Source organism: Bacillus sp. MUM 116, assembly GCF_001866655.1.
Taxonomy (GTDB): Bacteria; Bacillota; Bacilli; order Bacillales; family Cytobacillaceae; genus Neobacillus.
The window spans coordinates 84,904-111,578 of record NZ_MLYR01000086.1 but is presented as its reverse complement, the minus strand read 5'-3'; the positions used below and the strand labels follow the sequence as shown (position 1 = coordinate 111,578).

The following is a 26,675-nucleotide window of genomic DNA, read 5'->3' as shown; positions in this document are numbered from 1 at the left end:
TTGCTCCCTTTGCAATTCAATTTATTTGGATTGTGGAAACCACCAAATGATTATGGTCCACCTCTATATGATACTGTTTTCCATTTGCTCCTTTTACTAAATAAATCAGATCTGCACCAATTAAAGATCCAGTTTTTGAATAAAGGGAATACGAGATCATTTTTGTACCTTTATCTTTCATCGCTTGCCTTAAACTTTCATCAAGAGTTGACCGGTTTATGTAGTTTGAAAAAACAATAAAAATAATGACGGCAACTACTACTGCAACAAGAAAGTACCAACCTTTTTTATTAGCTTTAGACATGGGTTCCCTCCTAAACTGTTTTAATAATAATTTTATTATGATTATTCAGAATATTGATTAATACATGAATAGAATTCAATTAAATTTTAATAAGAAAGGTTGAGAATTTTTGAGGTAGTAAGCTTATTCAATAATGAAATTTGGTTGCATGACAAAATGGGGCTAATACAAAGGTACTTATAAATAGAAGAAACTCATCAAAACAATCTTTTTTAACTAAAGCAAGGAATTATTTCATATTCAACTAACAGGTCAAATTGTGGAGGAAACAGTACGAGTAAGAACACTGTTCCTAGACTGTTTTGTGAAGTGTTTCACTTAAACTATCGGGGCAGGTTAGTTAAAGAAGGAATTGGAATATTTTTGGAGAATTTTTAATGGAAAGGGGGAGTAAATTTTATGAAGAAGTTTTTCAACTGGTTGCTAACATATGACAAATCATTCGATATAAGTTCTTTAATCACCGTTATAGTTGCGTTATCTTTTATAAACTTATTTGATTATAAGCCCATTAGAAATAATCTTTTTTTATTAATTCCATTTTTAATTATTGTTTCAATAGCTATGAAGATATGTGAGTGGATATTAAGAAGTATTTTCCGAAAGCTGAATTTTAAAATAAGTAAATCCTATTTTTATGTTGCGATATTTTAGTAATAACGGTTACAACATTTATAAAGGCATTCATCTAAAGGATGCTATACTTTCACAACAAATGGACTGTTTCAGCAGTCCTCTTTCATTGTCGTTATTCAAATAAAGGGGCAGGTTAGTTAAACAAAAAGAAGGAAATTTAATGGGAAATGCCGAAACAAAGAATGATAAAAAGGGGTGATTTGAGTGGGTTTTTTTCAAATACTTTCCATTTTTATTGTCTTTTACATAATAAGATACTTTATGGACTCCAATTATAAAAATAGAGCAAAAAAATATGTAGTAATGGACATATTCATTACTTCAGTTTTAGCAATTATTGTAGAGTTAGGAATACGTTAGCGGAACCCTCTATCAATCGCAGCAAGAGGATGCTCGATTGGATTATCGGCGTATTCATATGGGTGTTGATGCCTGAAATGACATCTTTGTGGAAATGGTGATGATGAAACAATTCCTCAAGTTTAAGAAAAGCTAATTTCTCAATGACCTGGTATCATAACCCGAATTAATCCCCCAATTGATTAAGTCGGTTCTTGCTTGAATGAATTCATTTCGAAAGAAAATTATTACCATTTTATTTTCAAAAATAAAAAGGAGACCTATCCGGTCTCACATTGTTTGGTCACCTAAAATTTTTTCGAAATTTTTATATATGGCATACTTTTGAAGACCTTTTGTTTCTTTTACAGCTTGAATTGCACAGATTTTGGCTTTTTCATTATTACCTTCCTTAAGATAAACTTCAGCCATTATTATAAGCTTCATCCATTTTGGAGAATTAATTTTATTCGATATTGTGACAGCATCTTGAAGATTACCTTCCTCTACACAAACTAAAGCTCGATAATATTCCCTATATTTTAAAGGCTGTATCCCTTCTAAGTGTGTTTTTGCCTTTTCGGTATCATGCTTGTATAGGGAATAGATAGTAAGAAAAAGTGCATGCCTAAATGGAGCTTTATATTTTGATAATACCTTTTGAATAGCATCCTCAACATCATTTTCCAAATTGTTTGCAATTGAAAAATTTAAGTCATAAAAAGGTTTTTTCCGGTTTTTAATTAAAAATTTTTCTGTTTTTGAAATGTCGTTAGTAAATAAAATAGGAGAAAACAATATAAACAAATAAGCACTTGCTACTGCGGCAATACAAATAAGAGATAATATCCAATTAACGGAGAAAAATCCTAATGCAAAACCTAATACAAGCATAATTCCGATATAGAATATAAAATTTTTCATTAAATATCCTCCATAGCGCCGTTTTCAATATTCACCTCCATCTCCTGCCACATTTTGTTTGAGAAGGAGATGGATTCGAGAATTATAACACAAACACAACCTTTATTCTTCAGGGGCAATTTACCAATATTTTTTAAATGATTCAATTTATTTTTCTTTAAATCCTTCTTTGTTTTTGTCTCGTTTGTTCGGATCTTCTAAAAATACGAGGTCGTGAACGACTAAAAAGGTTTTTAAATTAAATGATATAATTTATCTAAGCTCTTTTCTCAAAGTTTGTTGCTTATACATAGAACAACTAAAAAAACGCCCAAAGACGTTTTTTTAAGTTTTGATATTTAGTGTTTTTCAATTAAAGGCGGTTCCTGTAAGTGCTTAGTCATATTGTCCAAAACGAAAGAAAACTCACTATAGTTTACAGATTCAAAAGGGATTTCCATCGTTAACTTTCCTTTTTTGTCATAGACAGAAATTAATTTAGCTGTACGATCAAACAAGCGAGATTTAAAATTCGCTTTTCTTACCGTTACTTCTTTGATATTTTCCAGTTTAATATTTTCTTCATTATTACGGTCTAGAAGCTTCAATAAAGAACCAGTTATATGTATGATTCGCCTTGATTGTTTCCATTTCCGAAAATGCAGAAAGAGGATAATCAAAGCAAAACAAATGGTTAAAATTATATATACCATATCCATTGTAGAAAATGCTTTGTAAGCTCTTGCAACAAGCACCACATATACAAGATAAAACCAAGGTTTAATTGTAGATTTACTTGAATAAAAAATTTCCGAATCGCTTTCGTGTCTTTCCATTTCTCGATTTTCCAAAAAGGATTGAATATACTCTTCTCTAGTGCGGTCAAATTCCCCTTCTTCTAAAAATGTACCCTCCCACATATCGATAGAATCATTGTCTTCCTCCAAAGCGTATGCTCCAACCCATGCAGGGGTTTTAGAACCTTCAGAAACTACAGACGCAAAGTAATAACGAACAGGTTGATTGTATTGATTTGTTGTATCAACCTTTTCAATCAAGTTTATATTATCAGGGAAAAATTCATGCTCTGTGACAATGTAATGAAACAAATGACATTTAGCAAAAAATTCTTGTTTGTTTTCTTTTACGGGAAACATACTATCTTTTTGGATTCGTAGTAATTCCAAATAAAAAAATTCTGAGGATTCTATATTGGTTGCACATTCCGCTAAAAAATCGTCATTCACCGGGATATTGCGCTGTAAGGCAGTTATCACGGCGCTACTCTTGATTATAGGGTCTTTGTATTGAATGGCTTCTTCGATTAATGTTTGAAACTCATCATTCCAATAATATTCCATTAAAGATAAATACAAAGTCATATTTGACCGAATGATTAGATACGTTTCCTTCCAAGAGCTAAAAACAAATCTTGGATTATAGTCTTTGTTATAATCGATATAAAGTTCCCTTTGTTTATGGTAGTCATCCAACAAAATAGGGACGATATAGTCCGGTTTAAAATCTTGTAAATATTCATTATCCAAACTAAAGGATAGAAATTTATAAAATACCTCCTTATATTCATCATTCTCAAAATGTTTATAGTGCTTTTTGAGAATCGCAATCACTAAAGAAGGTATTTTGAATAATTCTTCTAACGGAAAGATCGCCTGATTAATGGATATATCATCATCTATCATGTTCAAAATAGTGGATTTATGTTTTTCCCCGTCCGTTAAACACAAATAACGAATGACTTCTTCTTTTGCAGCCATACTAAAATGAGGGTAATATTTAATTAATGACTCTGCAACCACGGGAATAACAAAGTTAGTAGCAAAATGAATCAGTTGATAGCTAGGGTCATCCCAAATATCAACTGGTGGAGGAAAGGGGTTTCCCGCTTCTTTTATTAACCATTCTAATGTTTTAGCATTAACCGTTAAATTTTCGATCTCTTCTATTTCCCATAGCATTTGAACAGATTCAAATCGAATATCTGGGTTCGGATTATTAAAACCTTTGACAATTTGTTCAAACTCTCTATTATTTATAGCCACATGACACCTCCGGTTGTATAAGATAAGATTATATCCTTAGTGTGTTTTATTCAATATTAATCTTGTATCCTTCCTTGAATCGTATAATTCGTTTATTTTTATATGTTATTAAGTTATTTCAAACTTGTTAAAAACAACAATGTGTACGAAAACAGCCTTTATCTAAGATAAAATAGGAGGAAACTGGCGCCGATTCGCTTTTTAAATGCGGTCCATTATTTAAAATATTGGCTGTTTTTGTAAACTTTGCTGCTCTTGAATAAGGTGGTTTAATGGATAGATTAAATGAATTAAAAGAAATTCTAATAAAAGGACAACAATTATCAATGCAAGGTTCCCTACAAAGGAGAGCTCCATCAAAAAAAGCCGTACCTTTTTTATTGAGTGCTCGGCAAGGTTTAAAGGAATTTGTTATTGATAATCCGAATAATGCTTTGGCTTGGCGTTTGCTTTCCCAGGCAGAAGAATGCTTGTTGAATTACAAAGAAGCTATCATCTGTCAGGAGAAAACAATGGAATTAGGTCACAGAGACCGTAAGGATTTAAAAAGACTGGCACTGTTAAAAGAATACGGTGGTAAGTGGGAAGAGATAAATCTATCTCCAGACCAGTTGGAAACACTTGGGGCATTTTTGGATGAGATGATAAATTCAGAAGGATGCGACCATACACATAAATTAACAAAGAGTTGGCTAGAAAATAACGTTCCTAAAAGCAAAATTTCAAAAATCATAAAAGCTATGCGGAATCAGGGAGGATTTTGTGATTGCGAGGTCCTTTTAAATGTTGTGGATTAGACATAGATTATTTCTTTCACTACCATGGAAGAACGATAAAAATTCCATCCTCTGTGGTGCAGCCATGCTGCATGGATGGCTAACGGGTGCTTATGTTCAATAAGAGGTCGCTGCGGCGACTTTTTTTCTTGATCCACTAACGTGGCAGTTTTGCTGAAGAAGGAAAAACAAATTTTATCACGAATAATATCTTACTTAGAATGGATTACTTAGGAGAAATAAATATGACTATTGATTTAAAAAGAACAATAAAGGTATGTAATGAAATCAATGAATTGATTAAAGAAAGGGAACACATTGAAGTAATAAACAAAGAGGAACTAGAAGATAAAGTAGATAATATGAAGGAATTATCTATTACAATAAAGGATTTGAATGGAATAATAGATACTTTATCTAATCCAAGTCAGTTATCTTCTCAAGAAATTGAAAGTTTATTTCTTAAACTCCATATTCTTTTTTCAGATTATATCTGGCACGTAGATGAAGTACATGAGTTAATTAAAAACATAATTGCAAATTTTCCAGATAAGTAAACATAGTATTAAAATAGTCGTTAAATTGTGAAATATTGTACTTAAGCTAATGGGTGCATTAGTTTAATTTAGGAGAGAAAATATAGTGGATGACAAGATTATGGAAACACCATTTCCAGAACTATACTCAAAACTTGCGGTAGCTCCCTTGTATATAATTCAACTGATATTTTGTATTGGCTACTTAATTTTCACACGAAAAGAAAAAGGGATACTTATATCTATATTTAAAATTTATTGCATTTTTATAATTGTTAATTATCATATTGCACTTTATTTTCGTTTTTTTCACTAACGGGTGCTTGTGTTTAAGTAGGGACCGCTGCGGGCGACCCTTTTTCTTATGCAACTAACGATAGCAGTTTAGCTGAAGAAGGTTAATTAATAACAAGCAGAGAATTATTATGTATATAAATCGAGTGCAATAGTTCAACAATAAACTAAGTTTAGGTAGTGTGATTTATTTGGTGGCGGTAGATATTTTTCTATATTCATTAGTATTAGCAATCTCTTATGTGACTTTTTGGCCGTTGTTTATTTTAATAACGATTGTGCTTTTAATATTTTCTAGACAACGATGGTGGATTAAGCTTATTTCTTTAATTCTTGCTATACCAATTGTTATTTTATTTATGATTTTCCTCCCCCAATTATAAAAGCGTTGTTTTCGCCATTTTCTTATTTAACTATCGGGTGCATTACTGGAACAACGGAAATGCACTTTCTTCTTGAAGTAACGGGGCAGGATAGTTGAAAAAGAACCTGTTAAGTTTTGCCTAATTTTGCTATTGTGTAATTAATGGTTGCGATGAAAAGAGCTGATTATTTGTGAATACATTTGAAATTGTTGGTAAACAAGGGTTCATAAGAATTGAATTAATTGAAGTGTTTGGTTTCCCAAATGGAACAAGTTATTTGGGTGGTTATGATGTTAAAGGAAAGATTGAAATTAAGAGTGGAAATTACTACGTCAAAGATGCAGAACTATGGTTTTCAACTGGACAGGTATACCAGCTCTTGACCCTGTTGAAAAAATGTTATAACGATTTAGAAGGTGATTTTACCTTTTCGGATTCAGAGAATAATCTTAAAATTGACCTAAATTTTAATAATTTTGGTCAGATAAATATTCAAGGATACTTTCAAGAATTTACTCACCAAGAAAATATTCTGCAATTTGAGTTTGAAAGCGAACAAAGTTATTTGGTATCAACATTACTTCAGTTGAAAAATATTGTTGACCAATACGGTGACTTAAAGGGTAAAAAATAGATTCTTTCTTAATTGTTCTAACGGAGGCGTTTCTGTAAAAGCAGGGACGCTTTTTTATTAACGTCTCAGGTTTGTTGAAGAAGGAATCAATTTATTTACGTTGAATTAATATAAATCACATTTTCAGACCGAGGTGTAACTGGTGGGCAAGAACAAATATGTAGGAAGCTGGTCAGAATCAAAATTTATTGAGATTGACTTGGCGTTAAATAAAGAAAATTTAGTTGAATTATTGATGAGTGTAGTAAATAGCAGTAACAAATTTTCACATCTACAATTTGTAACTGGTGTGATAAACAGTATATGAAATATATTGATAATGATAATGTTTATAACAGCGAGTTATATAAAGTTTTAGAAGATATTTCTGCACAGTGGGATTTATATTTAACAAACACTTACTCATTAGAGGAACTACAACAGTTGGATTTTTCTAAAGTTAAACTACCTAAAGAATGGTTTGACGGCTGGTTAAAAGAATTATCTTAAAATCTTTTTATTCGAGTTTGTGAAGTAATGTTCTTAAAGTAACGGGCAGGATAGTTTAAGAACTGTTATCGGACTATTGGTCTAATTTATTCCTAATATTCGTATTTATATTAAGGAATAAAACGAATCTGAGGTGGATAAATGAAAGCCATTGTGTACACAAGGTACGGTCCCCCCGATGTTCTTGAACTAAAACAAGTAGAAAAACCTATTCCGAAAGAAAATGAAATCTTAGTTAAAGTAAAAGCCACAACCGTAACAGTAGCAGATATAAGGTCACGGAGTTTTACAGTTCCTCCTGCTTTTTGGCTACCCGCACGAATCACACTAGGTTTTAGACAACCCAAAAAAGAGATATTAGGAATGGAGTTAGCTGGAGAAGTGGTATCAGTTGGAGAAAATGTTAAACAGTTTAAGCAAGGAGACCAAGTTTTTGCGGCATCCTTGGTTGGATTTGGTGCTTATGCCGAATATAAGTGTTTGGAGGAAGATGGACCTGTCGCTATTAAGCCTTCCAATATAACTTATGGAGAAGCTGCTGCCATTCCTATTGGTGCTCGTACAGCATTGTATTTTCTTAAGAAAGCGGGTGTAAAGAGCGGTCAATCGGTTTTAGTGTATGGTGCTTCAGGAAGTGTAGGAAGTTATGCAGTTCAGATTGCCAAATATTTCGGAGCAAACGTTACAGGGGTATGCAGTACCACGAATTTGGAATTAGTAAAATCTCTGGGAGCTGACAAAGTAATTGATTATACAGCAGAGGAGTTTTCTAGTACAGACGAAACATATGATATCATCTTTGAAGCGGTAAACAAGAGCTCTTTTTCAGCTTGTATGAAATTGTTAAAGAACAATGGTACCTATATAAATGTTACTGAACCGCTGCCAAGTGTTCAAATGCTATGGACTAAATTGACGAGTGGCAAGAAACTATTATTGAGTCGAAATCCACCTGAAACTTCAGAAGCATTAAACTTCCTTAAAGAACTTGTAGAGATGGGTAAGTTAAAAGTGGTCATCGACAGATATTATTCGTTTGATGAAATTGTGGAAGCTCACAGATATGTCGAAAAAGGACACAAGAAGGGAAATGTTGTCATAAATGTTGAACATAACAACAAATCCTAATAAATGAAGCACTAAATGCATGCCCTATGGTGAATAAATTTGTAGTGTAAATCACCAATTTTGAATAATAAGATTGTGAAGAATTGTACTTAAGCTAACGGGTGCTTGAGTTGAACAAAAGGGTCGCAGCTGCGGCTCTTTTCCTTGTTCCACTAAATGACAGTTTAGTGGAACAAGAAATTGTTACAGATGAGAGGAGATTCATTATTAAAAGTGTAAAATGTTTTTGTACAATATACTTTGGCACAACGTAATAAAAAATTATCATTACTTTAAAAGAGCTAAGCTTTGTAGAGAAGCATAGCTCTTTTTTGTTATCAAAAAAGGAATCTAAGGGATTGGAAGAAAAGTATGGATTTGCTGAAAGATAAATTTAGTAAAAAATGCAATTTTTTGGTAAGTTAAATCGTGGATGTGATGAAAGGGGGATTGGTAGTGGAGCTTGAAGGGGTTTTTAAACTCTATATGAATGATTTATACCGTTATTTGTATTCCCTTTCCAAAGATCACTATATAGCGGAAGATCTTGTGCAAGAAGCTTTTTACAGAGCATTTACAACATTGGAAGATTATGAGGTTCGTAATATTAAGGCTTGGTTATTTAAAGTTGCTTATCACGCGTTTGTTGATTATAAGAGAAAAAACAAGCGAATGATTATTGATCATTATTTGACTTTAGATACAGACATTAACCCAATAACTCCAGAGAAAAAAATGTTAGAAAAGGAATCATTAAGTCTGTTATTACGGGATTTAAATGGGTTAAAGGAAAAAGAAAAGGACGCAATTAACGCAGGATTGTTGTTGAAAACAGTAGAAATTGCCGATTTCTTTGTATATAGGCTTCCTATAATTGGATTGGTGTTAGGAGTTAGGTTTAATATCCAAAGGTAGATCCCGACTATACTCATGGTGGGGAGTTGGATTAAATATGTTTACCCTATTGTTTATTTTCTTGATGTTTGGGCTTGCATGGATAGTCAGTGGAAAACCATAACCAATAGAGTGAATAGTGGTCGAAGTAGTTCTAAAACACAATTGTACCTAGAGCTAACTTAGCACAAGGTCAAATATTTTTGGCTAAAAGTAAGGAATTAGGAAGGTTTTCTGGTTTCGATACCATTAAACAGATACTCCTTATGGAACTAACGGGGCGTTGATCTACGAAGGATTAATGCTCTTTTTTTGAGGCCTCTTCTTGTGCTAAAGTGGCAGTTTAGCACAAGAAGGACTACAGAAAGAGAGTACATTCAGATTAGCGTGTTATTGTAACAAATAGACATAGAGCGCCTTCTTTCGCAAGAACCAGAAGAACAATGTAAAATAAATTCAAAAAATAGTAAAAATTATGTATTCTGATGTTACCTCAGGTTTATTATCCTAGTATTTAGTACCTAAATGCTGGGGAGAGTTGTTATGTCTTTATACGAAAAGTTACCAATAGAAGCTCTAGTGCAGTTTCATTATGAAATAAGAAAGAATATTGAGAACGGAATATTGTCAGAGAAAATGAACTTTGAACTAGAGCTTATCAAAGCTGCTACGGCAAAAAGGGGCGTTATGATTATTGAACAGTGTTCAAATAAATGTAAATAAGTGAACGGCAAGGGCATATATGTGCGCTCTTTTTTTCTTCGCGTTGTTAATGAAGCCGATGACGACATAGAGCACCTTCCTTCGTCAAGTAGTAATCAAGTAACGCCGTTCTTAGTTCCCCGAACATCAGAATAATATCAATTTAAATAAGGCACCATCTTTTTTTGTTTTAATCGATATCATAATATTGGATTTATACCTTATATTAAGATTGTGAAATATTGTACTTACGCTAACGGGTGCGTTAGTGAAATAAGTTTGGGCTACTTCGGCAGCCCGGAATTGCAAGATCTAAAATGTGGTATCTTGATATAATAAAAGCATGGTCTATTACCAGCAAAAAACTTAGAATTGTACTGCACCGATGAAAAGTAATCAAAGGTTACATTCCAAGTTTGTGGTTATAATCTCCCGACCTTTTCTTGTTAGATTAATTCCTCCCCTTCCTCTTTTTGTTTGTAAATACCCTCGACTTTTTAAAAAATTCAACCGATGTCTAACCTGTGCCTCAGATAATTTTACTTCGACTTCTTGGCTCTTTTCAGAAATAATCCTTCTTCCGATTACTTTTCCTTTTTCTTCATAATTCATGATGAGGTTAAGGATGAAAAGTGATTCTTCATCAAGAGTGATTGAACCTGAATAAAAGGTCCGTATGCTCTCGATCGGGTCAGTATCTGTTTTCCTTTGCGGAGGTTTTTGAAAATAATGTTGATTAGGCAAATCATTCTTCGTTATTTGGTTTCCGGTACGGACAGCAAGCATATAATCCATGGTATTTTTAAGTTCTCTTACATTTCCATACCATGGATACCCTTGAAGTTCTTCAATTAATTCTGGTTCAATTTTGACCTTACTGTCCGATCGCGCAACAAAATGTTTAGACAATAATTCAATGTCATTTGAACGAGCCCTTAATTCGGGAAGGTGTATAAAGAGTACCTTAAGCCTATGGTATAAGTCTTCTCTAAACAAATTTTCTCGAATCATTTTAAGTAGATCCTTATTGGTTGCGGCAATAATCCGAACGTCTATGGGGATAATTTGGCTTCCGCCCACACGCATGATTTCTTTTTCCTGCAATACTCGAAGTAGTCGTGCTTGAAGTTTTAGACTAATATCTCCAATCTCATCCAAAAAAATAGTGCCGCCATTTGCTTGCTCAAACAATCCCATTTTTCCGCCCTTTTTTGCTCCGGTAAACGCTCCGTCCTCATAACCGAATAGTTCACTCTCGACTAAATCATCCGATAAAGCACTAAAGTTAACGGCAAGAAAAGGGCCGCTATTTCGAAAAGAAGCATTATGAATGGCACTTGCAAACAACTCTTTTCCGGTACCACTTTCACCTTCAATTAAAACAGTTAAATCAGTCTTAGCTAACCTTTTGGCAATTTGTTTCGTTTCTTGGATGGTGGAGCTAATCCCAACGATATCATGAAAGGTGTATTTTGCTACGTATCCTTTTTTAACAAATTCTTTTCTCAATTTACGTTCAAACTCAATGGTCTTAAGGGCATTTCTAAAAGTAACAATAATTGATTGATCATTTATATGCAGACGTTCTACGATCACGTCCAAACCGTTTACAACAAATATACTGCTTTCTTGTTGACTGTTTGAAAGGATAAACGTTACCAAATCAGTATTATCAATAATGGTATCAATAGGATGACCAATAGCATTTTTGCTTTCTATTTTAAGCATATTTTCCAGGATTTCATTAAAAACAACAATCCTTCCTTTACAATCAATAGCTAGTATCCCATCACCAACACCATCAATCACTTGGTGAAGTTGTCGATGAGCTTTAGCTAGATTCTTCGTTAAATCTACTATTTTTCGATAGTACCTCTCAGAAACATGGTTACCGTATTCCTCCATTAAACGGAATCGCTCCAGAATGGACATAATCGTAGTAATATCTATTAGTCTATGACCAATATTAATCACTTTTTCTACAAAGTTGGGGATAATTTTAAGTTCGCCAGGTGTGATGGCAAGCTTGATCCTTTGGATATTCGTTTTTCCAGGATAGTACGGGATATATTCAATATGGTTCAGCCCCAAATGACGCATGGTTTCAATCGATTCATATACAGTTTCAGGATTATCATTCACATATAGGGCTTGTGTTCCTTCTGGCAAAAATAAAAGTTGATCCACGTTTTCATAATTTAATGTTCGTTTTGTTATGATTACTTCGCAGTTGTCCCCAATAAAGCCTTTGACCTCTTCTTTCATCATATTAGAGAGTAACACGATTAAGGATGAATGAAATACTCTTGGGATACCTTCTTCTACAGAAAAACTTTCAATATCTATAAAATCACTTACCATCTCCGCTAATTGTTGATGGAGGGCTTTTCGTGTTTCTTTGAACCCGGTAATCAATACAATGTGGTTGTTTTCAAATTCGTTCATAGAACACCTCTTTAGCTTGCATCTAATTGGTCTAAAATTGGTTATTTAATTTGGTTATTGCATAGCCAAATAATAACCAATTATAATACATATCAACATAGCAAGCACTAGTAAAATAACAAAATATTTAAAACGATGGGAATAATCATTTGAATTTTAATGTTGGTACGATATTTGCAAGTATAAATAGTGTGTAAAGAAATGATGAAATTAGTAGAGTAGTAATCCACATATTCGAATTCTTTACCATTTCCTAGAAAAAGGGGGAAGAGAATATAAAATCACTTAGTGAAAGACAACAAAACCATTTAAAATATGAGGTGTGAGGAAATGAAACCACTAATTGGCGTTACCGGGTATTATGTTGACCATAGCGAAATAGGGAAGGAGGGCTTACGGGGGCTCCCAGGTCAAGATATGGCTATCTTTTCTTATGACTACATCCGTTCACTTCAACGGGCGGGTGCAACGGTTGTTCTACTTCCAATCGAAGAAGTTGATCAAATCGATTCCACACTTAACCATTTAGATGGATTGTTATTGGCTGGCGGCGCAGACATCAATCCACTTTATTATGGTGATATTCCCCAATCGTATTTAGGCACTGTAGAGGAAGAGCGAGATAACTTTGAATTAAATCTGGCAAGGCAGGCTTTAGAAAGAGATATTCCTATTCTAGGAATCTGTCGAGGATTACAGGTGTTGAATGTTGCAGCTGGCGGGTCTCTTTATCAAGACTTGGAACATGAGATGGGTCCTGAACATTTCCATGCTCGGGAACAGTTTCGTAAATGGCAAGGCTCCCATTCTGTAAATCTTCTTGAAGGGAGAAAAATTTATGAGGCGATTGGCGAAAAATCCTTAATGGTTAATTCTTTTCATCATCAAGCAGTGAAAACGCTGGGAAGAGATTTTGAAGTGAGTGCTTGGTCCTTTGATGGTGTAATAGAGGCCATTGAATCCACAGCTCATCATTATGTAGCAGCAGTTCAATGGCATCCAGAAATGATGTCGGAAAGGGATGTGCTGCAGCAGCGTTTATTTAACTACTTTGTGAATGAAATTAGTAATACGGTGGTTAGATCCTAGCGTGTTATAAGTAAAAGAAACGTTGGAATTCAATTACCTCTTAAAGATTTCAAGAGTTATTTGTAATATGACGGCCTGGTACACTCGACAATTGAGTTAACCAGTCTGTCGGTTGCCAAAAATTTATTGAAAAGGGGATCGGTATATGAGTCAAATGTCAGAAAAAGTACTTTCATTCGAGTCAGGAGAAAAAAAGGAAAAAAGGGAACGGAAAATAAACGTATTTGCACTGTTACTTGTCTTTTTAGTCATTGCAACCATTATTACACATATAATGCCAGCTGGAGAATATACACGTATTGAAAAAAATGGGTATACGACAGTAAATCCAAATTCATTCAAATGGATTGCATCAGCGCCGGTTGGATTCTTTGATATGTTAAAAGCTATTCCTACAGGGATGGTAGAAGCGGCTAATATTATCTTTTTTGTTCTTATTATCGGAGGATTCTTTGGTGTATTAAAGGCATCAGGTACGGTTGAGGCTCTTGTTTCAACGATGGCAAAGAAACTCGCGAACCGCGAAAAGTTGATGATTCCTATTATAATGCTATTCTTTGCACTTGGCGGATCATTAATGGGAATGGCTGAGGAAACCTTGGCTTATGTACCTTTGTTTATCCCACTGACTCTTGCGATTGGATTTGATACTATAACAGGAACTGCGATTGTATTGGTAGGGGCGTCCGTCGGTTTTACAACCGCAATTATGAATCCGTTTACAGTGGGGCTTGCGCAAGGAATAGCAGGTCTTCCTATGTATTCGGGGATGGGGTTCCGTCTGGTTTTATTCGTAGTCATATATCTTATTGCTGTTACATTCGTCTATCGTCATGCCATGAAAGTCAAGAAAAATCCATCAAAGGGAATTTTTGGGAAATTTGATACAAGTAGGTCAGATACCCTATTAACAGCGAAAGTAGAGTTAACAACAAGGCATAAATGGATTTTAACAGCATTTTTTATCAATTATGTTATTCTTGTATTCGGTGTTATTAAATACAAATGGTATATAACAGAAATTGCATCCTTATTTATTATCTTAACTATAGTCATTGCAATCCTCGGCAAGATATCTATTGATGATACCGTAGAATCTTTTACACAAGGATCGGCATCTTTAATCAGCGGAGCATTAATCATTGGTGTATCACGCGCCATTCTGGTCGTATTGAATCAAGGGCATATTATTGACCCCCTACTTCACCAAGTATCGGAAGGAATGAAACATATTCCTGCATTTTTAAGTGTTGTCGGAATGTACAACTTTCAAGCGACTATCCATTTCATTTTGGCATCAGGTAGTGGCCATGCGATGTTGACAATGCCTATAATGGCACCGCTTTCAGATTTATTGCACATTACACGCCAAACAGCAGTATTATCCTTTTCATTCGCGGATGGTATTGGAAATATTATTTTTCCGACAGGTGGTACGCTAATGGCTGGGTTAGCAATTGCAGGAATTTCCTGGACAAAGTGGGCAAAATGGATTCTCCCTTTGATTCTAATTGAATACTCAATCGGTTTAATAGCGGTTATCATTGCTCATGCTATCGGATATGGTCCATCCTAATATAGGACGGTTAGTTTTTGTAGTGGGGATACCGACTAAGATAAAGGCTGTATATAAATATAATTGGGATTATAAAAAGTTAATTTATTTGGATCGGCAGAAGGAAGGTAAAATGTTGCCTGATGCTGACTTTGACAATGATATTTAAGCAATAGGTATATTTTTATCTTTAAAAGTTTGTTTCCAAAAGTAACAAGTTCCTCCATAAAAGGGCGCAAGAATTGAACAATGATGGACTGTTTCAAAAAGTTCCTTTGATATAAAAAGACGACTCAAAATTGAATCTGTGAATTTTGAGTCGTCTTTTATTTTGAAGTTGCTTTAAAGACCCATAATAAATTTTTAAATCTCCATCTTTAACCGCCGATATTCCGTTGGGCTGGACTTCATATATTTTTTAAATAATCGGCTAAAGTAATTAGAATCATGGAAACCCACTTGATTAGCAATTTCCTGTACGGGAAAATCAGTTTTTTCCAAATAAAATAAGGATTTATCAATTCTAAGTTTATTAAAAAAATCCATGACACTGATTCCAACTTCTTTTTTAAAAAGATGGCTAAAATGATATCTACTTAAGTGACAATAGTGGGCAATATCTTCTAAAGAAACTTCTTTTTGATGATTCTCTTTCATATAACGAATCGCAAGTTTAATATTGGATGAAACATCACGAGTATAGATATTTTCTACCTGTTCGGTTAACCATTCTGCATATTTGCAAACTTTCATAACAAATTTGTCATATCGGATCGTATGATAGAGATCTTGAATCACATTTGCCGTATTGGTCAAAATCGAGACAGGACTTACTCCGGCTTCTAACACAATTCTAGACATCATCATGAGCAGATCAATGACCTCAGATTTAAAAACATCTTCATTATAGTTATAAATCTCAGCAACTCTATTCATGATTCCTTTGATTTGAGTCAAGACCCCTTCTGTGTGCCCGATTCTAACGATCGAAAATAGTTCCGACTTTTCTTTCGTTAAAGGAATCATAAATGATTCAACCATGTTTTTTCTCATATCTGTGTGAAAAATTAATTTATTCCCTTGAAAAAACCTTCCGGACATTGATTTTTTCGCTTCTTCATATGAACAAATAAGGTGAGCAGGGTCATCATAAAAATTTCCTATACCAATCGAAACATGTATGCCAATTAGATCGGAAGCCTTTTGAATCTCTCCCGCAAGTGATAGGACTTCCCTCTTTCTATCTTGTCTATTCACCTCATGAAAATCCAGTAAGAGCGCTAGAACCCCCTCTTCCGTCCATGTCCATAAAAATGGAATAGGTAAGAGGATGTCTAATTCATCTAAAAGCTTTCGTCCAATATTGATTTTCCATTCAATCGATTTTCCCTCAGCCAAATCTGGATAGCGGTCCATCGAAACTAAAACAACTACATTGGGCTGAATTTTCACGCCATACTTTTCTTGCAAATCCTTAAAAGGTGCTACATGTACAAAGGTTCCAGAAATCAAAAGCTGAGAAAAAGATATTTGTGTCAATTCTTCGACCATATTCTAAGCCCCCAAAATAGAATGGAAGCTATTCTACTCGAATGAAAATGAGTAAAAAAGCTTCCATTATTCTAAACCATCCTACCAATCTAGTTTACCAATAATTAATTCTCCAGCGTTTAGGATTTCTCCTTCACTAATAAGGTTGGTAATATATTGTATATCCGGATAGAAATATCGATCTTCTTCTATAGTTGGAACTACATTCCTAATTAGCTCATAAACCTTTTGGCTGACAGGGGAAGGTTTTAAAGGTTTATGAAAATCCAAGGCTTGAACAGCTGCCATCAGTTCAAGTCCTAAAATATACTCCAGCTTTTTAGCGATTTGATAGGCTTTTTTAGCTGCAAAATAGGCAAAACTGACAACATCCTCTTGATTTGCACAGGTTGATGTATTATCAACGGTTGCGGGATGAGCAAGAACCCTTATTTCATTAATCAGCCCTGCTGCAGTATACTGTGGAATCATATAACCGCTGTTTAAGCCTGGTTTTGCTACGAGAAAATTCGGAAGTTCACTTACATGAAAGTTGACGAGCCGGTCTAGCCTTCTCTCTGACACCTTTGCGAGATTGGCCATCGCGATGGCTATCGTATCCGCATAAATACCGACGAATGTTCCATCAAAATTCCCTCCCATAAGGGCATCTCCCTGATCCTCTGTGAGAATCAGTGGATTGTCACTTGATGAGTTTATCTCATTACAGATGGTAAATTCCGCATCTTTTAAAACCTTTTTTACGGCTCCATGGACTTGAGGAATACATCTCAGGCTAAGAGCATCCTGTAATCGGTAATCCTGATATTTTTCAGCAATCTCACTGCCTTTGAGCATATTTATAATGTTTCGTGCTGTACCAGCTTGCTCTTCATGTTTCTTAACCGAATGGGTTCGTGGATCAAAGGCTTTAAGAGTTCCCTTTAACGCTTCTAAAGACATGGCACCCACAATATCCGCTGTTTTTGCTGACTGAATACTGTTATAAAGAGCTAATGACGCGAAAGCAGTGACCGAAGTCGTACCACTTATAAGGGCTAATCCTTCCTTACAGCCCAATGAAACAGGCTGTAAACCTGCTTTTTCTAAAGCTTCACTCCCAGAAATCAGCTCACCATTGTACCATGCTTTTCCTTCCCCTATTAACACTAAGGCCATATGGGCTTCCGGAGATAAATAACCAACCGACCCTTCTCCAGGGGCAAAAGGAACAATTTGGTGATTGAGCAGCGACCTTAAAAGTTCTAAAGTCGCTAAATTTACACCAGATAAACCATGCCCTAAATTTACCAGAATCATGAATTGGATGGCTCTTACAACTTCTTTTTCCAGCGGAGCACCAACAGATACAGCATGAGAACGAATGATATTTTTTTGAAGGGCCTCAGCGTCTTCTGAGGAGATATTTTTTGTTACGTTACTGCCAAATCCCGTTGTGACTCCGTAAATCACCCGGTCTTCGTCCAAAAACTTTTCAATGACCGATCGCGAAAGATTTACTCTGTCACGGTAATCTTGTGAAAATAAAACCTCTGCATCATATTTAGAAACAGCAATGATTTCATTTATCGTAATATCTCCATCACCTAATGTAACTTTTTTTATTTCCTTTGGGTGGGTGTTTGAAATGTCAGTAATCATTTTCCTTCCTTACTCCCTTCCGTCATTACTAAGAAATAAATGTTATCATCCTACTTCAGCACTCTTTCCCTCTGCATTTATGCTACTAGCAACATCTAGATTTGGATCACTCTCTCCATTCAAGCTAAGTGATTTCGTTTCTGGTGCCCATGCAATCGAGATGACTGTACCAAGAAGGAGAACCGCCGTCATCCCCAACATGGTGGTACCCAATCCATAAGAATGAAGTGTAATAGGCAAAAGGAAGGTTCCAATTGCGGAGCCGATCCTACTGATTGCTGAAACAACCCCTATTCCTGATGCACGAACTTCGGTAGGGAAAAGTTCAGCGGGGTAGACCATTGTAAGATTCCCAGCAGCAGCCATGATGAAAGTAAATATAATAAAGGCCGTCATGATTAAAAAATGTGAATTGGTGTTTGTGATGCTAAGTATAAATAAAGTGACGCTCATGATTGCAAAAGTATAAATGGTAAAACCTCTCCGGGAAAACTTTTGTATGCACCAAAGACCAGCGATAGTACCTACGAGCAAGAATAAATTCAATAACATGTCCACTAGGAAGGTTTCAGTAAAACCCATGTACTCTAGGATCACTGGAAGGAATGTATAAATAGCATAATAAGGAAGGACCTGACAGGCATAAAAGAGACCACCAAATGCTGTACGCTTCCAAAGATTCCGACTAAAAAGATGCTTAAAACCTGTTATCTCCTTGGACTGATGACTGATTGCATTATCAATATTAATATCAACATCTTGACCTAAATACTTTTTCACAATTCTTCGCGCTTCCTCTATACGCCCAACACTGACAAGCCATCCTGGCGATTCAGGCGTTCCGATTCGCAGCACAAGCACAATAAATGCAGGAATTGCCGCACTAACAAGCATCCATCGCCAAGATTCCGGTCCAGTCTTTGCCATGTAATAACCAACTAGATTAGAAGCTACATATCCAACCGTCCATATAACATTTAAAGAAGCTAATAAGAAACCACGATACTTTCGGGGAGCAAACTCGGCAAGTAATGTCGTCCCTACAACGAAGTCCCCTCCAAGAGCGAATCCAATCAACAGTCGGAGAATGAACAAGGTTACTGGATCATTGACAAAGAACTGCAGCAACGAAGCAATGGTAATTACAAGAAAGTTAAGTTGGAAAATTTTTTGTCTGCCAATACGGTCGGACAATCTACCTAGTACTAAACAGCCCAAGAAGATTCCAATTAAGGCCGAACTTCCAATTAACCCCTCCCATACCGAGCTCAATTTCATTGCCGGACTAAGAAGGGCAATAGCCATTCCGATAATTCCAAGGGCATAACCGTCTGAGAAATTTGCCCCGAATGTAAGGGCTGTGATTTTTAAGTGAAATCTATTTAGCGGAGCGTCATCTATCTTAAATGTTTGTTCGTTCACGTTCACAGGAAATTCCCCTCTCTGCTTTTTGATTTTTCAGATATATTTTTAAAAAAATTAAACTACTCAAAATCCTCCCCCTCAATGCCACATCTATTTAAGCGCTTTCAATTGATTAATTAATTAGTAATTAATTAATCAATTAGTATGATAAAGTGATTATATCTATTTTAATATCATTTTACTCTAGATGATATTTCGAATCATTAGCACATTATTGCTATTTTTAGAAAATTCATGCTCCCCGTAAAGAAAACTCGCCGATTGGGCAAGCTCGTTAGTGATTCAAAAATATTAATAAGCATACTGCCATAACATACTTTAGTTAAATGCTAGAATCATGGGACGGTTTTGGCAAAAACATGAGAACTATCCCTGTGGAACCAAAACGAATGAGTAGAAGTCTAGTTTGTCAAAAATGGTACAATTATGTGAGATAAAGTCATTGTTTGATAGTTTGGGAGAAATAAATCGGGAAAAGCAAAACGAAATTATCGACAAAATATTTCCTCGGAAACAGGACAATGTTCGTTTTTCAAAAGGCTTTGTGGTGGTTTTTATCAAACGTTTGATTGAAAAAATAAGTATCAGAACATGTCGGTTTGTAAACGATTTGGTGTTATTATCAAAGTAATGTTATATTCGGTGAATTTCGGATCATTCCTTATTAGTTCAAATACAAATAAAAATGATAGCTGAAAATAAAGTTCTTCAATTTAAAATAAAATGGTAAAAAAACAGTTATGATAGTCCATTAAAGGGCCATTTTGTTTAATAAAACTAGTAAAATATGGATTATGATGTTAAAGACTACCATGTTTTCATAATAATCATTATAGAATGGGGGAGCTTGATGAAGGACTCTATTGTGTTACGTATAGTAGATATTGGAAACCTAGAAGATTTATCGTTTGTAAAGAAAGCAGCACAATTATTACAGGGACTCGTTTCAAACGGTGCAGCAATTGGGTGGGTTGATCCGCCTTCAACAGAGGAGGTGACTGGCCTACTTCGAGAGTTGGTCATCGCAAGTGGAAATAATAACGCATGCCTAATTTCGATTTGGGTCGATCAAGATCTTGCGGGTATTGGGTATTGGAAACGGTATAGCCGCCCGACCCATCATCCACATGCCGATATAGAAAAAGTGGCAATTGACCCACGTTATCAAGGTCATGGTTTAGGTCACCTCCTCATGAATAAGTTGATTTCCACCGCTATCAATGCTGGAATCGAGATGCTAACCCTTGACTTCCGGGAAGACAACTTTCGAGCATCTAAACTCTATAAATCCCTAGGATTCAAAGAATACGGTCGATTACCCCGTTTTGTAGCTGTAGGAACTGCTCGATACGACAAAATATTCTATGCCCTTGATCTTCGATAATCCAGAAACGAGCGCTATTCCGAAGTAATGATAAAAGTCCAATTTCTTAATTTTAATGTTGAAAAGGATTTAAAGGATAGAAAAAAGTTCTAGACGATTTCAAAATAAAATTGTTAGCAGTTAAGCCTAAATTATTTTAGAACCAAGTTTTCCAAAATCGCGCGCAATTCTAAAAGTGATCGCTTATGTTATAGAACTATTTATTCAATTGGACGGAAGAAGATAAGGAAAATTTAATTGAATCCAATCCTCAATCTGTGGATGTTCTTCCATCCAGCCATTTTTAATCATTTTTCCTCCATCTTGAGAAAAGGTAAAAATATCTTTTGAAAGTGGAGCCATTTTTGCTGGCAAGTCATTCCGTAAACTAAATACACCTCCTAATGCATTATCTTCAGGTTTTACCGTCAAGTGAGAATTCTCGCTAGACCAAACGCAACTGCTGCTGCAAGTCCTCCAGTGATCATCGTTTGAACACCGCTCTTAATAGGTGAAGTTCCCGTGAACCTTCCTTTTACGTATCCAAAGATCATCAAGGCAATCAGTGTGACCAGTACAGAAACCATTAATGCTGTTGCAGGTTTGTGAAAGATAAAATATGGAAACAAAGGGATTAACCCTCCGACAATATAAGAAATAGCAATGGTAATTGCACTGTTTCTCGCTCTTGTCGGCTCCGGCTTTTCTAGCCCCAATTCAAATTTCATCATAAAATCCACCCATTTTTCAGGGTTCTTTTTCATGGTTTCTGTAATCGATTTGATTTGTTCTTCTTCAAGTCCATATTCCCTGAAAATTTCCGATACTTCTTCTTCTTCGCGCTCCGGAAATTCGATTACTTCACGCTGTTCACGAGCCAGTTCAGATTCGTAATGTTCCGCATCTGTTTTTCCTGCCAAGTATCCACCAAGACCCATTGCAATTGACCCCGCTGCAATTTCAGCACCTCCTGCCGTGAGAATCAATGTTGTTGTATCAACAGCACCTGACAAACCAGCAGCTAATGCAAACGGTACGGTTAATCCGTCTGACATACCAATTACAACATCCCGAATGAAGTCAGACCCAGAAAAATGTTCTTCTACGTGATGCAGGTGTTGATCCATGTTTTTTACCTCCAATTTAACTAATCTAACACCAAAATGCGCCTATTTTTGTTGGTTTTATTGTTTTCATAATTCCTTTTAAAAGGAAAAAGTTTTGTATAGTATTAACTTTCGCTTGTAAAAAATTCTAAGAATGCTTTCCTTATACTTTCGAATGGAGTGGGGAAAGGTGGACACCTTGTCACTTTTTTTACCCGAAACCATGTTTTGGTTGTTTTGGTATTATGCAATCAGAGTTGGGTACCATACTAACTATTCACAAATTGTTTAAGTTAAATACCACAACTAAATCGAAGGGGAAATGAAAGTGAGAACATGGATTCAATATTCGATCTTGGGTTTATTGGGCACAGTGCTTCTGGCTGGTTGCGACAAAAGTAAATATATTGTTCTTGACCCAAAAGGACCTGTCGGCCAAATGGAGTTAGATTTGATTGTGATCTCTGTCATTTTGTGTGCAATTGTTATCATTCCAGTCATGGCAATCTTTGTTTATATCATTATTCGTTATAAAGATAAGCCTGGAAACAATGCACCCTATCAACCTGAATGGGCAGACAGCAAAGTGTTGGAAATTGTATGGTGGGGAATTCCTGTTGTGATTGTAGCGATTCTAGGTATTTATACAGCGCAAACCGCCATTAAAGTATCGAAACCCCCTGTTAAAGATGTGAAACCGATTGTTGTCCAAGTCACATCATTGGATTGGAAATGGCTGTTCACCTATCCCGATAAAAGGGTCGCAACGGTTAACTATGCGGTCATTCCTGCAGGGGTTCCGATTCAATTTGTTTTAACCTCCGATGCGCCGATGAATTCATTCTGGGTACCGCAGCTTGGAGGACAAGAATATTCGATGCCTGGTATGTCAATGGGATTGTGGCTTCAGGCGAACAAAATAGGGGAATATTTCGGGAGCGGTGCCAACTTTACCGGAACAGGATTTGCCCATATGCAATTTAAGGTAAAGGCTGTAAGTCAAGCGGATTACAATAAATGGGCAGCCGATTTGAAGAAAAATTCTCCTGCCCTTACAAACGCCGGGTATCAAGAATTGTCCAAACCAGGCAATGTGAAAGAATTAAGTTATTCTTCCTATCCAAACAAATTATACGAAAACATCGTGAATAAAAATGGCGGAACCTATCATCACCATATGCACCATTATGGTGAAGACACAATCATGCCAAAGAAATAGTAAACAGGAGGAAAGATTTCCATGAATACATCGCATTTTTTTGTAACCGGCGATCCCATGATTTACGGTGCGGATGTCTCCATCGTTTTGGCGATCGTAGCGATTATCTTCTCGCTTACCTATTTTAAAAAATGGGGCTGGATTTGGAGGGAATGGATCACAACGGTCGACCATAAAAAAATCGGGATTATGTACCTTTTATCTGCGCTGCTTATGCTCTTCCGCGGCGGCGTGGATGCCATTTTAATGCGGATCCAGCTGGCAGTGCCGGATAGTAAATTTTTAGCCTCTGACCACTATAATGAAATATTCACAACCCATGGAACAATCATGATTTTATTTATGGCCATGCCATTTATGTTTGCTTTATTTAATATCGTCGTTCCGTTGCAAATTGGTGCCCGTGACGTGGCGTATCCATTTTTAAATGCGGTCAGCTTTTGGCTGTTCTTTATTGGCGCCATGCTCTTTAATATTTCTTTTGTGATTGGCGGTTCGGCAAGTTCAGGCTGGTTATCGTATCCGCCTTTATCGGAAAAGATGTTCAGTCCGGGTCCCGGGCAAAACTTCTGGATATGGGGAGTTCAAATTTCCGGTATCGGAAGTCTGGCAACAGGAATTAACTTTGTCGTCACCATTTTAAAAATGCGGGCCCCAACGATGCGGTTAAGGGATATGCCTTTATTTACCTGGTCCGTTTTAGCTTCCTCAGTTGCTGTTTTAGGTGCATTCCCGATTCTGACTGTAACATTAGCGATGTTAACGATTGACCGTTTACTTGGCGGGCACTTCTTTACCATTACGGCCGGCGGCAACCCGATGATGTATATCAACTTGATTTGGATGTGGGGTCACCCTGAAGTGTACATCGTTGTCCTGCCTGCTTTCGGGGTATTCTCCGAGGTGGTTGCCACATTTTCGAAAAAACGGACCTTTGGCTACAGCTCCATGGTTTATTCCATGATTGCGATCGCCATCGTTTCTTACTATACATGGGTTCATCACTTCTTTACGATGGGCGCCGGTGTAGACGTTAACATCGTCTTTGCCATTTGTACGATGATTATCGCGATTCCAACAGGGGTGAAAATATTCAACTGGCTGTTTACCATGTACCGCGGCCGTGTCCAGTTTTCACAGCCTATGCTTTGGATGTTTGCGTTTGTACCATGTTTTCTCGTCGGTGGTGCAACAGGAGTAATGCTGGCGGCAGCACCTGCAGACTATCAATATCACAATAGTTACTTTTTGATTGCCCACTTCCACCAAGTACTAATCGGTGGTGTTGTGTTCGGCTATCTGGCAGGGATGTACTATTGGTTCCCGAAAATTTTTGGATTTGAATTAAATGAAACGCTCGGAAAATGGGGTTTCTGGTTGTGGCAAATCGGTTTCTATGTCTGCTTCATGCCGCAATATGCTCTTGGCTTTATGGGGATGACACGCAGGATTTACACGTATAATCAGGCTGCCGGTTGGGATATGGGCTGGGCTCCGCTCAACTTTATTTCTTCGATTGGTGCGTTCCTGATGGGGATTGCCTTCGTCATCCAAGTTTGGCAAATTCTTTACAGCGTTAAATATGGTAAGCGTGATGTAACAGGGGATGCCTGGAATGGCCGGACATTGGAATGGTCGATTCCGTCACCGGCTCCTGCTTACAATTTTGCCATCATCCCTGAAGTAAAGGGAGTAGACGCCTGGTGGTACAAAAAAGAAGAAATGCGGCAAGAAGGATATAAAGCAGAAACACCCAAATACGAACCGATTCATATGCCGAAAAATTCCGGTATTCCTTTTATCATGTCGTGCTTCTTCTTTGTTGCCGGATTTGGCTTTACGTTCGAATGGATGTGGATGGGAATTATCGGATTAATTGGTGTCGCAGCCACTTTATATGCGCGTTCATTCCAATATGATACGGATTATTATATTCCAGTTGATGAAATTGAACGAACGGAAAAAGCGTTAAGGAGTCATAACGGTTCTGTCGATGTTCCAACTGGAGAAACTTTTGGGAGGTAGTTAGTTTGTCACAAAGCGTGTCCGTTCATGCTGCCGGCCATGGTACCGACCATGGCCATGCAGACCACGAGGAATTAAAGGTTTTAGGTTTTTGGATTTTCCTTGTCACAGACTGTCTTTTATTCGCGACATTTTTCGCTGCTTATGCTGTTTTGCATTCACGTACAAATGGTGGATTTACTGCAAATGACTTTGATATTCCCGGTTTTATTGCGGAAACTTTTATCTTGTTAGTCAGTTCCTTTACAAGCGGCATTGCGGTCTTAGCCATGCATAAAGGAAAGAAAATGGCTTTAATCGGCTGGCTGATTGTAACCGCAGCCTTGGGGGCAACGTTCGTGGCCCTTGAAATCAATGAATTTATAAGCATGGTTGCCGAAGGAGCCACCCTTACCAAAAGTGCGTTTCTTACGTCCTTCTTCTCTCTTGTAGGAACCCATGGAGTGCACGTTTCTTTTGGGATTATGTGGATGATTGGGTTGATGATTCAGATTGCAAGAAAAGGGATTACCCCCGTTACGACACGGAAAATTTCAATCATTAGTTTGTATTGGCACTTTCTGGATGCTGTTTGGATTTTCATTTTTACCGTTGTCTATTTAATGGGGGTGATGTAATTGTCCGCTCACGAACACGCTGAACATACCGGATCGATGAAAGCGTACGTTATCGGTTTCCTTTTATCGCTTATTTTGACGATCATCCCGCTTTTTCTTGTATTAAACCATTTGATGGGTAAAACAGGGCTTACGGTCAGTATTTTGATTGCAGCTGTTTTGCAATTTGTCATACAGCTTTTCTTCTTCATGCATATTCGCGACGGGGAAGGACCAAGATACAATGCAGCCGCATTAATTTTAGGAATTATTTTCGTTTTGACCATCGTCATCGGATCCTTATGGGTGATGTCCTTTAACTATGTGGTTCAATAATGGCAGGAAAGAACTTCATCGCGCGGTGAAGTTTGCGATACGGAAATGGGCGTTTCTACATAGCAGGCAAGTTAGGGGTGAAAAAATGTATAGCTGCGGGCTTTATATCATTTGTGGATTGTTTGCTGTGACACTTATTTACATTACCGTGATGTTTTCGAAATCAATGAAGGAATGACCTGCATGGAAAAAATGTGGGGGTCCCAAAAGTATCACTTTTGGGGTAGGTAATTCCGATAATGTGGAGAAAATTCAAAGTCACAAATTAAATAACATTTGAAT

23 protein-coding genes are annotated in these 26,675 nt (G+C 36.4%); 14 read left to right on the top strand and 9 right to left on the bottom strand.

Going from position 1 to position 26,675, the window contains the following annotated elements; translation table 11 throughout:
* Positions 1–16: 16 nt before the first annotated feature.
* From BIV60_RS20285 to BIV60_RS20270, 3 genes are all read right to left on the bottom strand, one after another.
* Entirely contained in the window at positions 17–304 is a 288-nt protein-coding gene (locus BIV60_RS20285) for a hypothetical protein (protein WP_071357528.1), read from the bottom strand.
* Between the two features lie 1,266 nt (positions 305–1,570).
* The gene (locus BIV60_RS20275; protein WP_071357526.1) at positions 1,571–2,203 is read right to left on the bottom strand and encodes a hypothetical protein; all 633 of its coding nucleotides are present in this window, start codon (positions 2,201–2,203) and stop codon (positions 1,571–1,573) included.
* Positions 2,204–2,541: 338 nt separating this feature from the next.
* A complete protein-coding gene (locus BIV60_RS20270; RefSeq protein ID WP_071357525.1) occupies positions 2,542–4,245 on the bottom strand; it encodes a hypothetical protein in 1,704 nt (567 codons plus the stop codon).
* Positions 4,246–4,517: 272 nt separating this feature from the next.
* On the opposite strand from BIV60_RS20270, the gene BIV60_RS20265 reads away from it, so the two are divergent.
* The 7 genes from BIV60_RS20265 to BIV60_RS20230 all read left to right on the top strand — a co-directional run bounded on the left by BIV60_RS20265 (position 4,518) and on the right by BIV60_RS20230 (position 10,063).
* Complete coding sequence (locus tag BIV60_RS20265; RefSeq protein WP_071357524.1) at positions 4,518–5,042, top strand: DUF2695 domain-containing protein; 525 nt, start codon at positions 4,518–4,520, stop codon at positions 5,040–5,042.
* A gap of 224 nt (positions 5,043–5,266) precedes the next feature.
* Positions 5,267–5,578, top strand: a complete 312-nt coding sequence (locus BIV60_RS20260) for a hypothetical protein (RefSeq protein WP_071357523.1) — start codon at positions 5,267–5,269, stop codon at positions 5,576–5,578.
* A gap of 828 nt (positions 5,579–6,406) precedes the next feature.
* Positions 6,407–6,850, top strand: a complete 444-nt coding sequence (locus tag BIV60_RS20250; RefSeq protein ID WP_071357521.1) for a WapI family immunity protein — start codon at positions 6,407–6,409, stop codon at positions 6,848–6,850.
* 303 nt (positions 6,851–7,153) lie between these two features.
* A complete protein-coding gene (locus BIV60_RS20245) occupies positions 7,154–7,339 on the top strand; it encodes a hypothetical protein (protein ID WP_071357520.1) in 186 nt (61 codons plus the stop codon).
* 141 nt (positions 7,340–7,480) lie between these two features.
* Positions 7,481–8,467 (top strand): NAD(P)-dependent alcohol dehydrogenase, encoded by a 987-nt coding sequence (locus tag BIV60_RS20240; RefSeq protein ID WP_071357519.1) that lies wholly within the window; start codon positions 7,481–7,483, stop codon positions 8,465–8,467.
* A gap of 465 nt (positions 8,468–8,932) precedes the next feature.
* The gene (locus BIV60_RS20235) at positions 8,933–9,361 is read left to right on the top strand and encodes a sigma-70 family RNA polymerase sigma factor (RefSeq protein WP_371261570.1); all 429 of its coding nucleotides are present in this window, start codon (positions 8,933–8,935) and stop codon (positions 9,359–9,361) included.
* A 522-nt stretch (positions 9,362–9,883) separates the two neighbouring features.
* Positions 9,884–10,063: a hypothetical protein gene (locus BIV60_RS20230; RefSeq protein WP_071357517.1), complete on the top strand. Its 180-nt coding sequence runs from the start codon at positions 9,884–9,886 to the stop codon at positions 10,061–10,063.
* Between the two features lie 375 nt (positions 10,064–10,438).
* On the opposite strand, the gene BIV60_RS20225 is transcribed toward BIV60_RS20230, so the two are convergent.
* The gene (locus BIV60_RS20225) at positions 10,439–12,487 is read right to left on the bottom strand and encodes a sigma 54-interacting transcriptional regulator (protein WP_071357516.1); all 2,049 of its coding nucleotides are present in this window, start codon (positions 12,485–12,487) and stop codon (positions 10,439–10,441) included.
* Between the two features lie 330 nt (positions 12,488–12,817).
* Here BIV60_RS20225 and BIV60_RS20220 point away from each other — a divergent pair, with 330 nt between their 5' ends.
* Both BIV60_RS20220 and BIV60_RS20215 read left to right on the top strand, forming a co-directional pair.
* Positions 12,818–13,576 (top strand): gamma-glutamyl-gamma-aminobutyrate hydrolase family protein, encoded by a 759-nt coding sequence (locus tag BIV60_RS20220; protein WP_071357515.1) that lies wholly within the window; start codon positions 12,818–12,820, stop codon positions 13,574–13,576.
* 145 nt (positions 13,577–13,721) lie between these two features.
* Positions 13,722–15,152 carry a YfcC family protein gene (locus tag BIV60_RS20215; protein WP_071357514.1) on the top strand — a complete coding sequence of 477 codons (1,431 nt, stop codon included), beginning with the start codon at positions 13,722–13,724 and terminating at the stop codon, positions 15,150–15,152.
* 342 nt (positions 15,153–15,494) lie between these two features.
* Here the strand turns inward: BIV60_RS20215 and BIV60_RS20210 are convergent, their stop codons facing one another.
* From BIV60_RS20210 to BIV60_RS20200, 3 genes are all read right to left on the bottom strand, one after another.
* Entirely contained in the window at positions 15,495–16,682 is a 1,188-nt protein-coding gene (locus tag BIV60_RS20210; RefSeq protein WP_071357513.1) for an AraC family transcriptional regulator, read from the bottom strand.
* An 81-nt stretch (positions 16,683–16,763) separates the two neighbouring features.
* Positions 16,764–18,323: a histidine ammonia-lyase gene (gene hutH, locus BIV60_RS20205; RefSeq protein WP_071357512.1), complete on the bottom strand. Its 1,560-nt coding sequence runs from the start codon at positions 18,321–18,323 to the stop codon at positions 16,764–16,766.
* Positions 18,324–18,368: 45 nt separating this feature from the next.
* The gene (locus BIV60_RS20200) at positions 18,369–19,751 is read right to left on the bottom strand and encodes an MFS transporter (RefSeq protein WP_071357511.1); all 1,383 of its coding nucleotides are present in this window, start codon (positions 19,749–19,751) and stop codon (positions 18,369–18,371) included.
* 847 nt (positions 19,752–20,598) lie between these two features.
* Between BIV60_RS20200 and BIV60_RS20190 the strand changes: the two genes are divergently transcribed.
* On the top strand, positions 20,599–21,132 hold the full coding sequence (locus BIV60_RS20190; RefSeq protein WP_071357509.1) for a GNAT family N-acetyltransferase: 534 nt from the start codon (positions 20,599–20,601) through the stop codon (positions 21,130–21,132).
* A gap of 204 nt (positions 21,133–21,336) precedes the next feature.
* Here BIV60_RS20190 and BIV60_RS20185 read toward each other — a convergent pair whose 3' ends face one another.
* Positions 21,337–21,543, bottom strand: coding sequence for a YvdQ family spore coat protein (locus BIV60_RS20185; protein ID WP_071357508.1), 207 nt, complete (start codon positions 21,541–21,543; stop codon positions 21,337–21,339).
* Positions 21,540–22,238: a VIT1/CCC1 transporter family protein gene (locus tag BIV60_RS20180; RefSeq protein ID WP_071357507.1), complete on the bottom strand. Its 699-nt coding sequence runs from the start codon at positions 22,236–22,238 to the stop codon at positions 21,540–21,542. Before BIV60_RS20180 ends, BIV60_RS20185 begins: the two co-directional genes overlap by 4 nt.
* Positions 22,239–22,545: 307 nt before the next feature.
* Between BIV60_RS20180 and BIV60_RS20175 the strand changes: the two genes are divergently transcribed.
* From BIV60_RS20175 to BIV60_RS20160, 4 genes are read left to right on the top strand one after another with little or no spacing between them, the layout of a single operon-like run.
* Positions 22,546–23,436 (top strand): ubiquinol oxidase subunit II, encoded by an 891-nt coding sequence (locus BIV60_RS20175; RefSeq protein ID WP_256218478.1) that lies wholly within the window; start codon positions 22,546–22,548, stop codon positions 23,434–23,436.
* Positions 23,437–23,457: 21 nt separating this feature from the next.
* Positions 23,458–25,461 carry a cbb3-type cytochrome c oxidase subunit I gene (locus BIV60_RS20170; RefSeq protein ID WP_071357505.1) on the top strand — a complete coding sequence of 668 codons (2,004 nt, stop codon included), beginning with the start codon at positions 23,458–23,460 and terminating at the stop codon, positions 25,459–25,461.
* 5 nt (positions 25,462–25,466) lie between these two features.
* Positions 25,467–26,078, top strand: a complete 612-nt coding sequence (locus tag BIV60_RS20165; RefSeq protein ID WP_071357504.1) for a cytochrome (ubi)quinol oxidase subunit III — start codon at positions 25,467–25,469, stop codon at positions 26,076–26,078.
* A 36-nt stretch (positions 26,079–26,114) separates the two neighbouring features.
* A complete protein-coding gene (locus BIV60_RS20160; RefSeq protein WP_071357551.1) occupies positions 26,115–26,393 on the top strand; it encodes a cytochrome o ubiquinol oxidase subunit IV in 279 nt (92 codons plus the stop codon).
* The last annotated feature ends 282 nt before the right edge of the window (positions 26,394–26,675 follow it).

Bases quoted from the DNA above. Each gene is read 5' to 3' on its own strand.
- BIV60_RS20285 (WP_071357528.1), bottom strand. From the start codon at position 304: ATGTCTAAAGCTAATAAAAAAGGTTGGTACTTTCTTGTTGCAGTAGTA.
- BIV60_RS20220 (WP_071357515.1), top strand. From the start codon at position 12,818: ATGAAACCACTAATTGGCGTTACCGGGTATTATGTTGACCATAGCGAA.
- BIV60_RS20265 (WP_071357524.1), top strand. From the start codon at position 4,518: ATGGATAGATTAAATGAATTAAAAGAAATTCTAATAAAAGGACAACAA.
- BIV60_RS20180 (WP_071357507.1), bottom strand. From the start codon at position 22,238: ATGGATCAACACCTGCATCACGTAGAAGAACATTTTTCTGGGTCTGAC.
- BIV60_RS20275 (WP_071357526.1), bottom strand. From the start codon at position 2,203: ATGAAAAATTTTATATTCTATATCGGAATTATGCTTGTATTAGGTTTT.
- BIV60_RS20170 (WP_071357505.1), top strand. From the start codon at position 23,458: ATGAATACATCGCATTTTTTTGTAACCGGCGATCCCATGATTTACGGT.
- BIV60_RS20235 (WP_371261570.1), top strand. From the start codon at position 8,933: ATGAATGATTTATACCGTTATTTGTATTCCCTTTCCAAAGATCACTAT.
- BIV60_RS20225 (WP_071357516.1), bottom strand. From the start codon at position 12,487: ATGAACGAATTTGAAAACAACCACATTGTATTGATTACCGGGTTCAAA.
- BIV60_RS20190 (WP_071357509.1), top strand. From the start codon at position 20,599: ATGAAGGACTCTATTGTGTTACGTATAGTAGATATTGGAAACCTAGAA.
- BIV60_RS20230 (WP_071357517.1), top strand. From the start codon at position 9,884: ATGTCTTTATACGAAAAGTTACCAATAGAAGCTCTAGTGCAGTTTCAT.
- BIV60_RS20245 (WP_071357520.1), top strand. From the start codon at position 7,154: ATGAAATATATTGATAATGATAATGTTTATAACAGCGAGTTATATAAA.
- BIV60_RS20160 (WP_071357551.1), top strand. From the start codon at position 26,115: ATGAAAGCGTACGTTATCGGTTTCCTTTTATCGCTTATTTTGACGATC.
- BIV60_RS20260 (WP_071357523.1), top strand. From the start codon at position 5,267: ATGACTATTGATTTAAAAAGAACAATAAAGGTATGTAATGAAATCAAT.
- BIV60_RS20215 (WP_071357514.1), top strand. From the start codon at position 13,722: ATGAGTCAAATGTCAGAAAAAGTACTTTCATTCGAGTCAGGAGAAAAA.
- hutH (WP_071357512.1), bottom strand. From the start codon at position 18,323: ATGATTACTGACATTTCAAACACCCACCCAAAGGAAATAAAAAAAGTT.
- BIV60_RS20240 (WP_071357519.1), top strand. From the start codon at position 7,481: ATGAAAGCCATTGTGTACACAAGGTACGGTCCCCCCGATGTTCTTGAA.
- BIV60_RS20210 (WP_071357513.1), bottom strand. From the start codon at position 16,682: ATGGTCGAAGAATTGACACAAATATCTTTTTCTCAGCTTTTGATTTCT.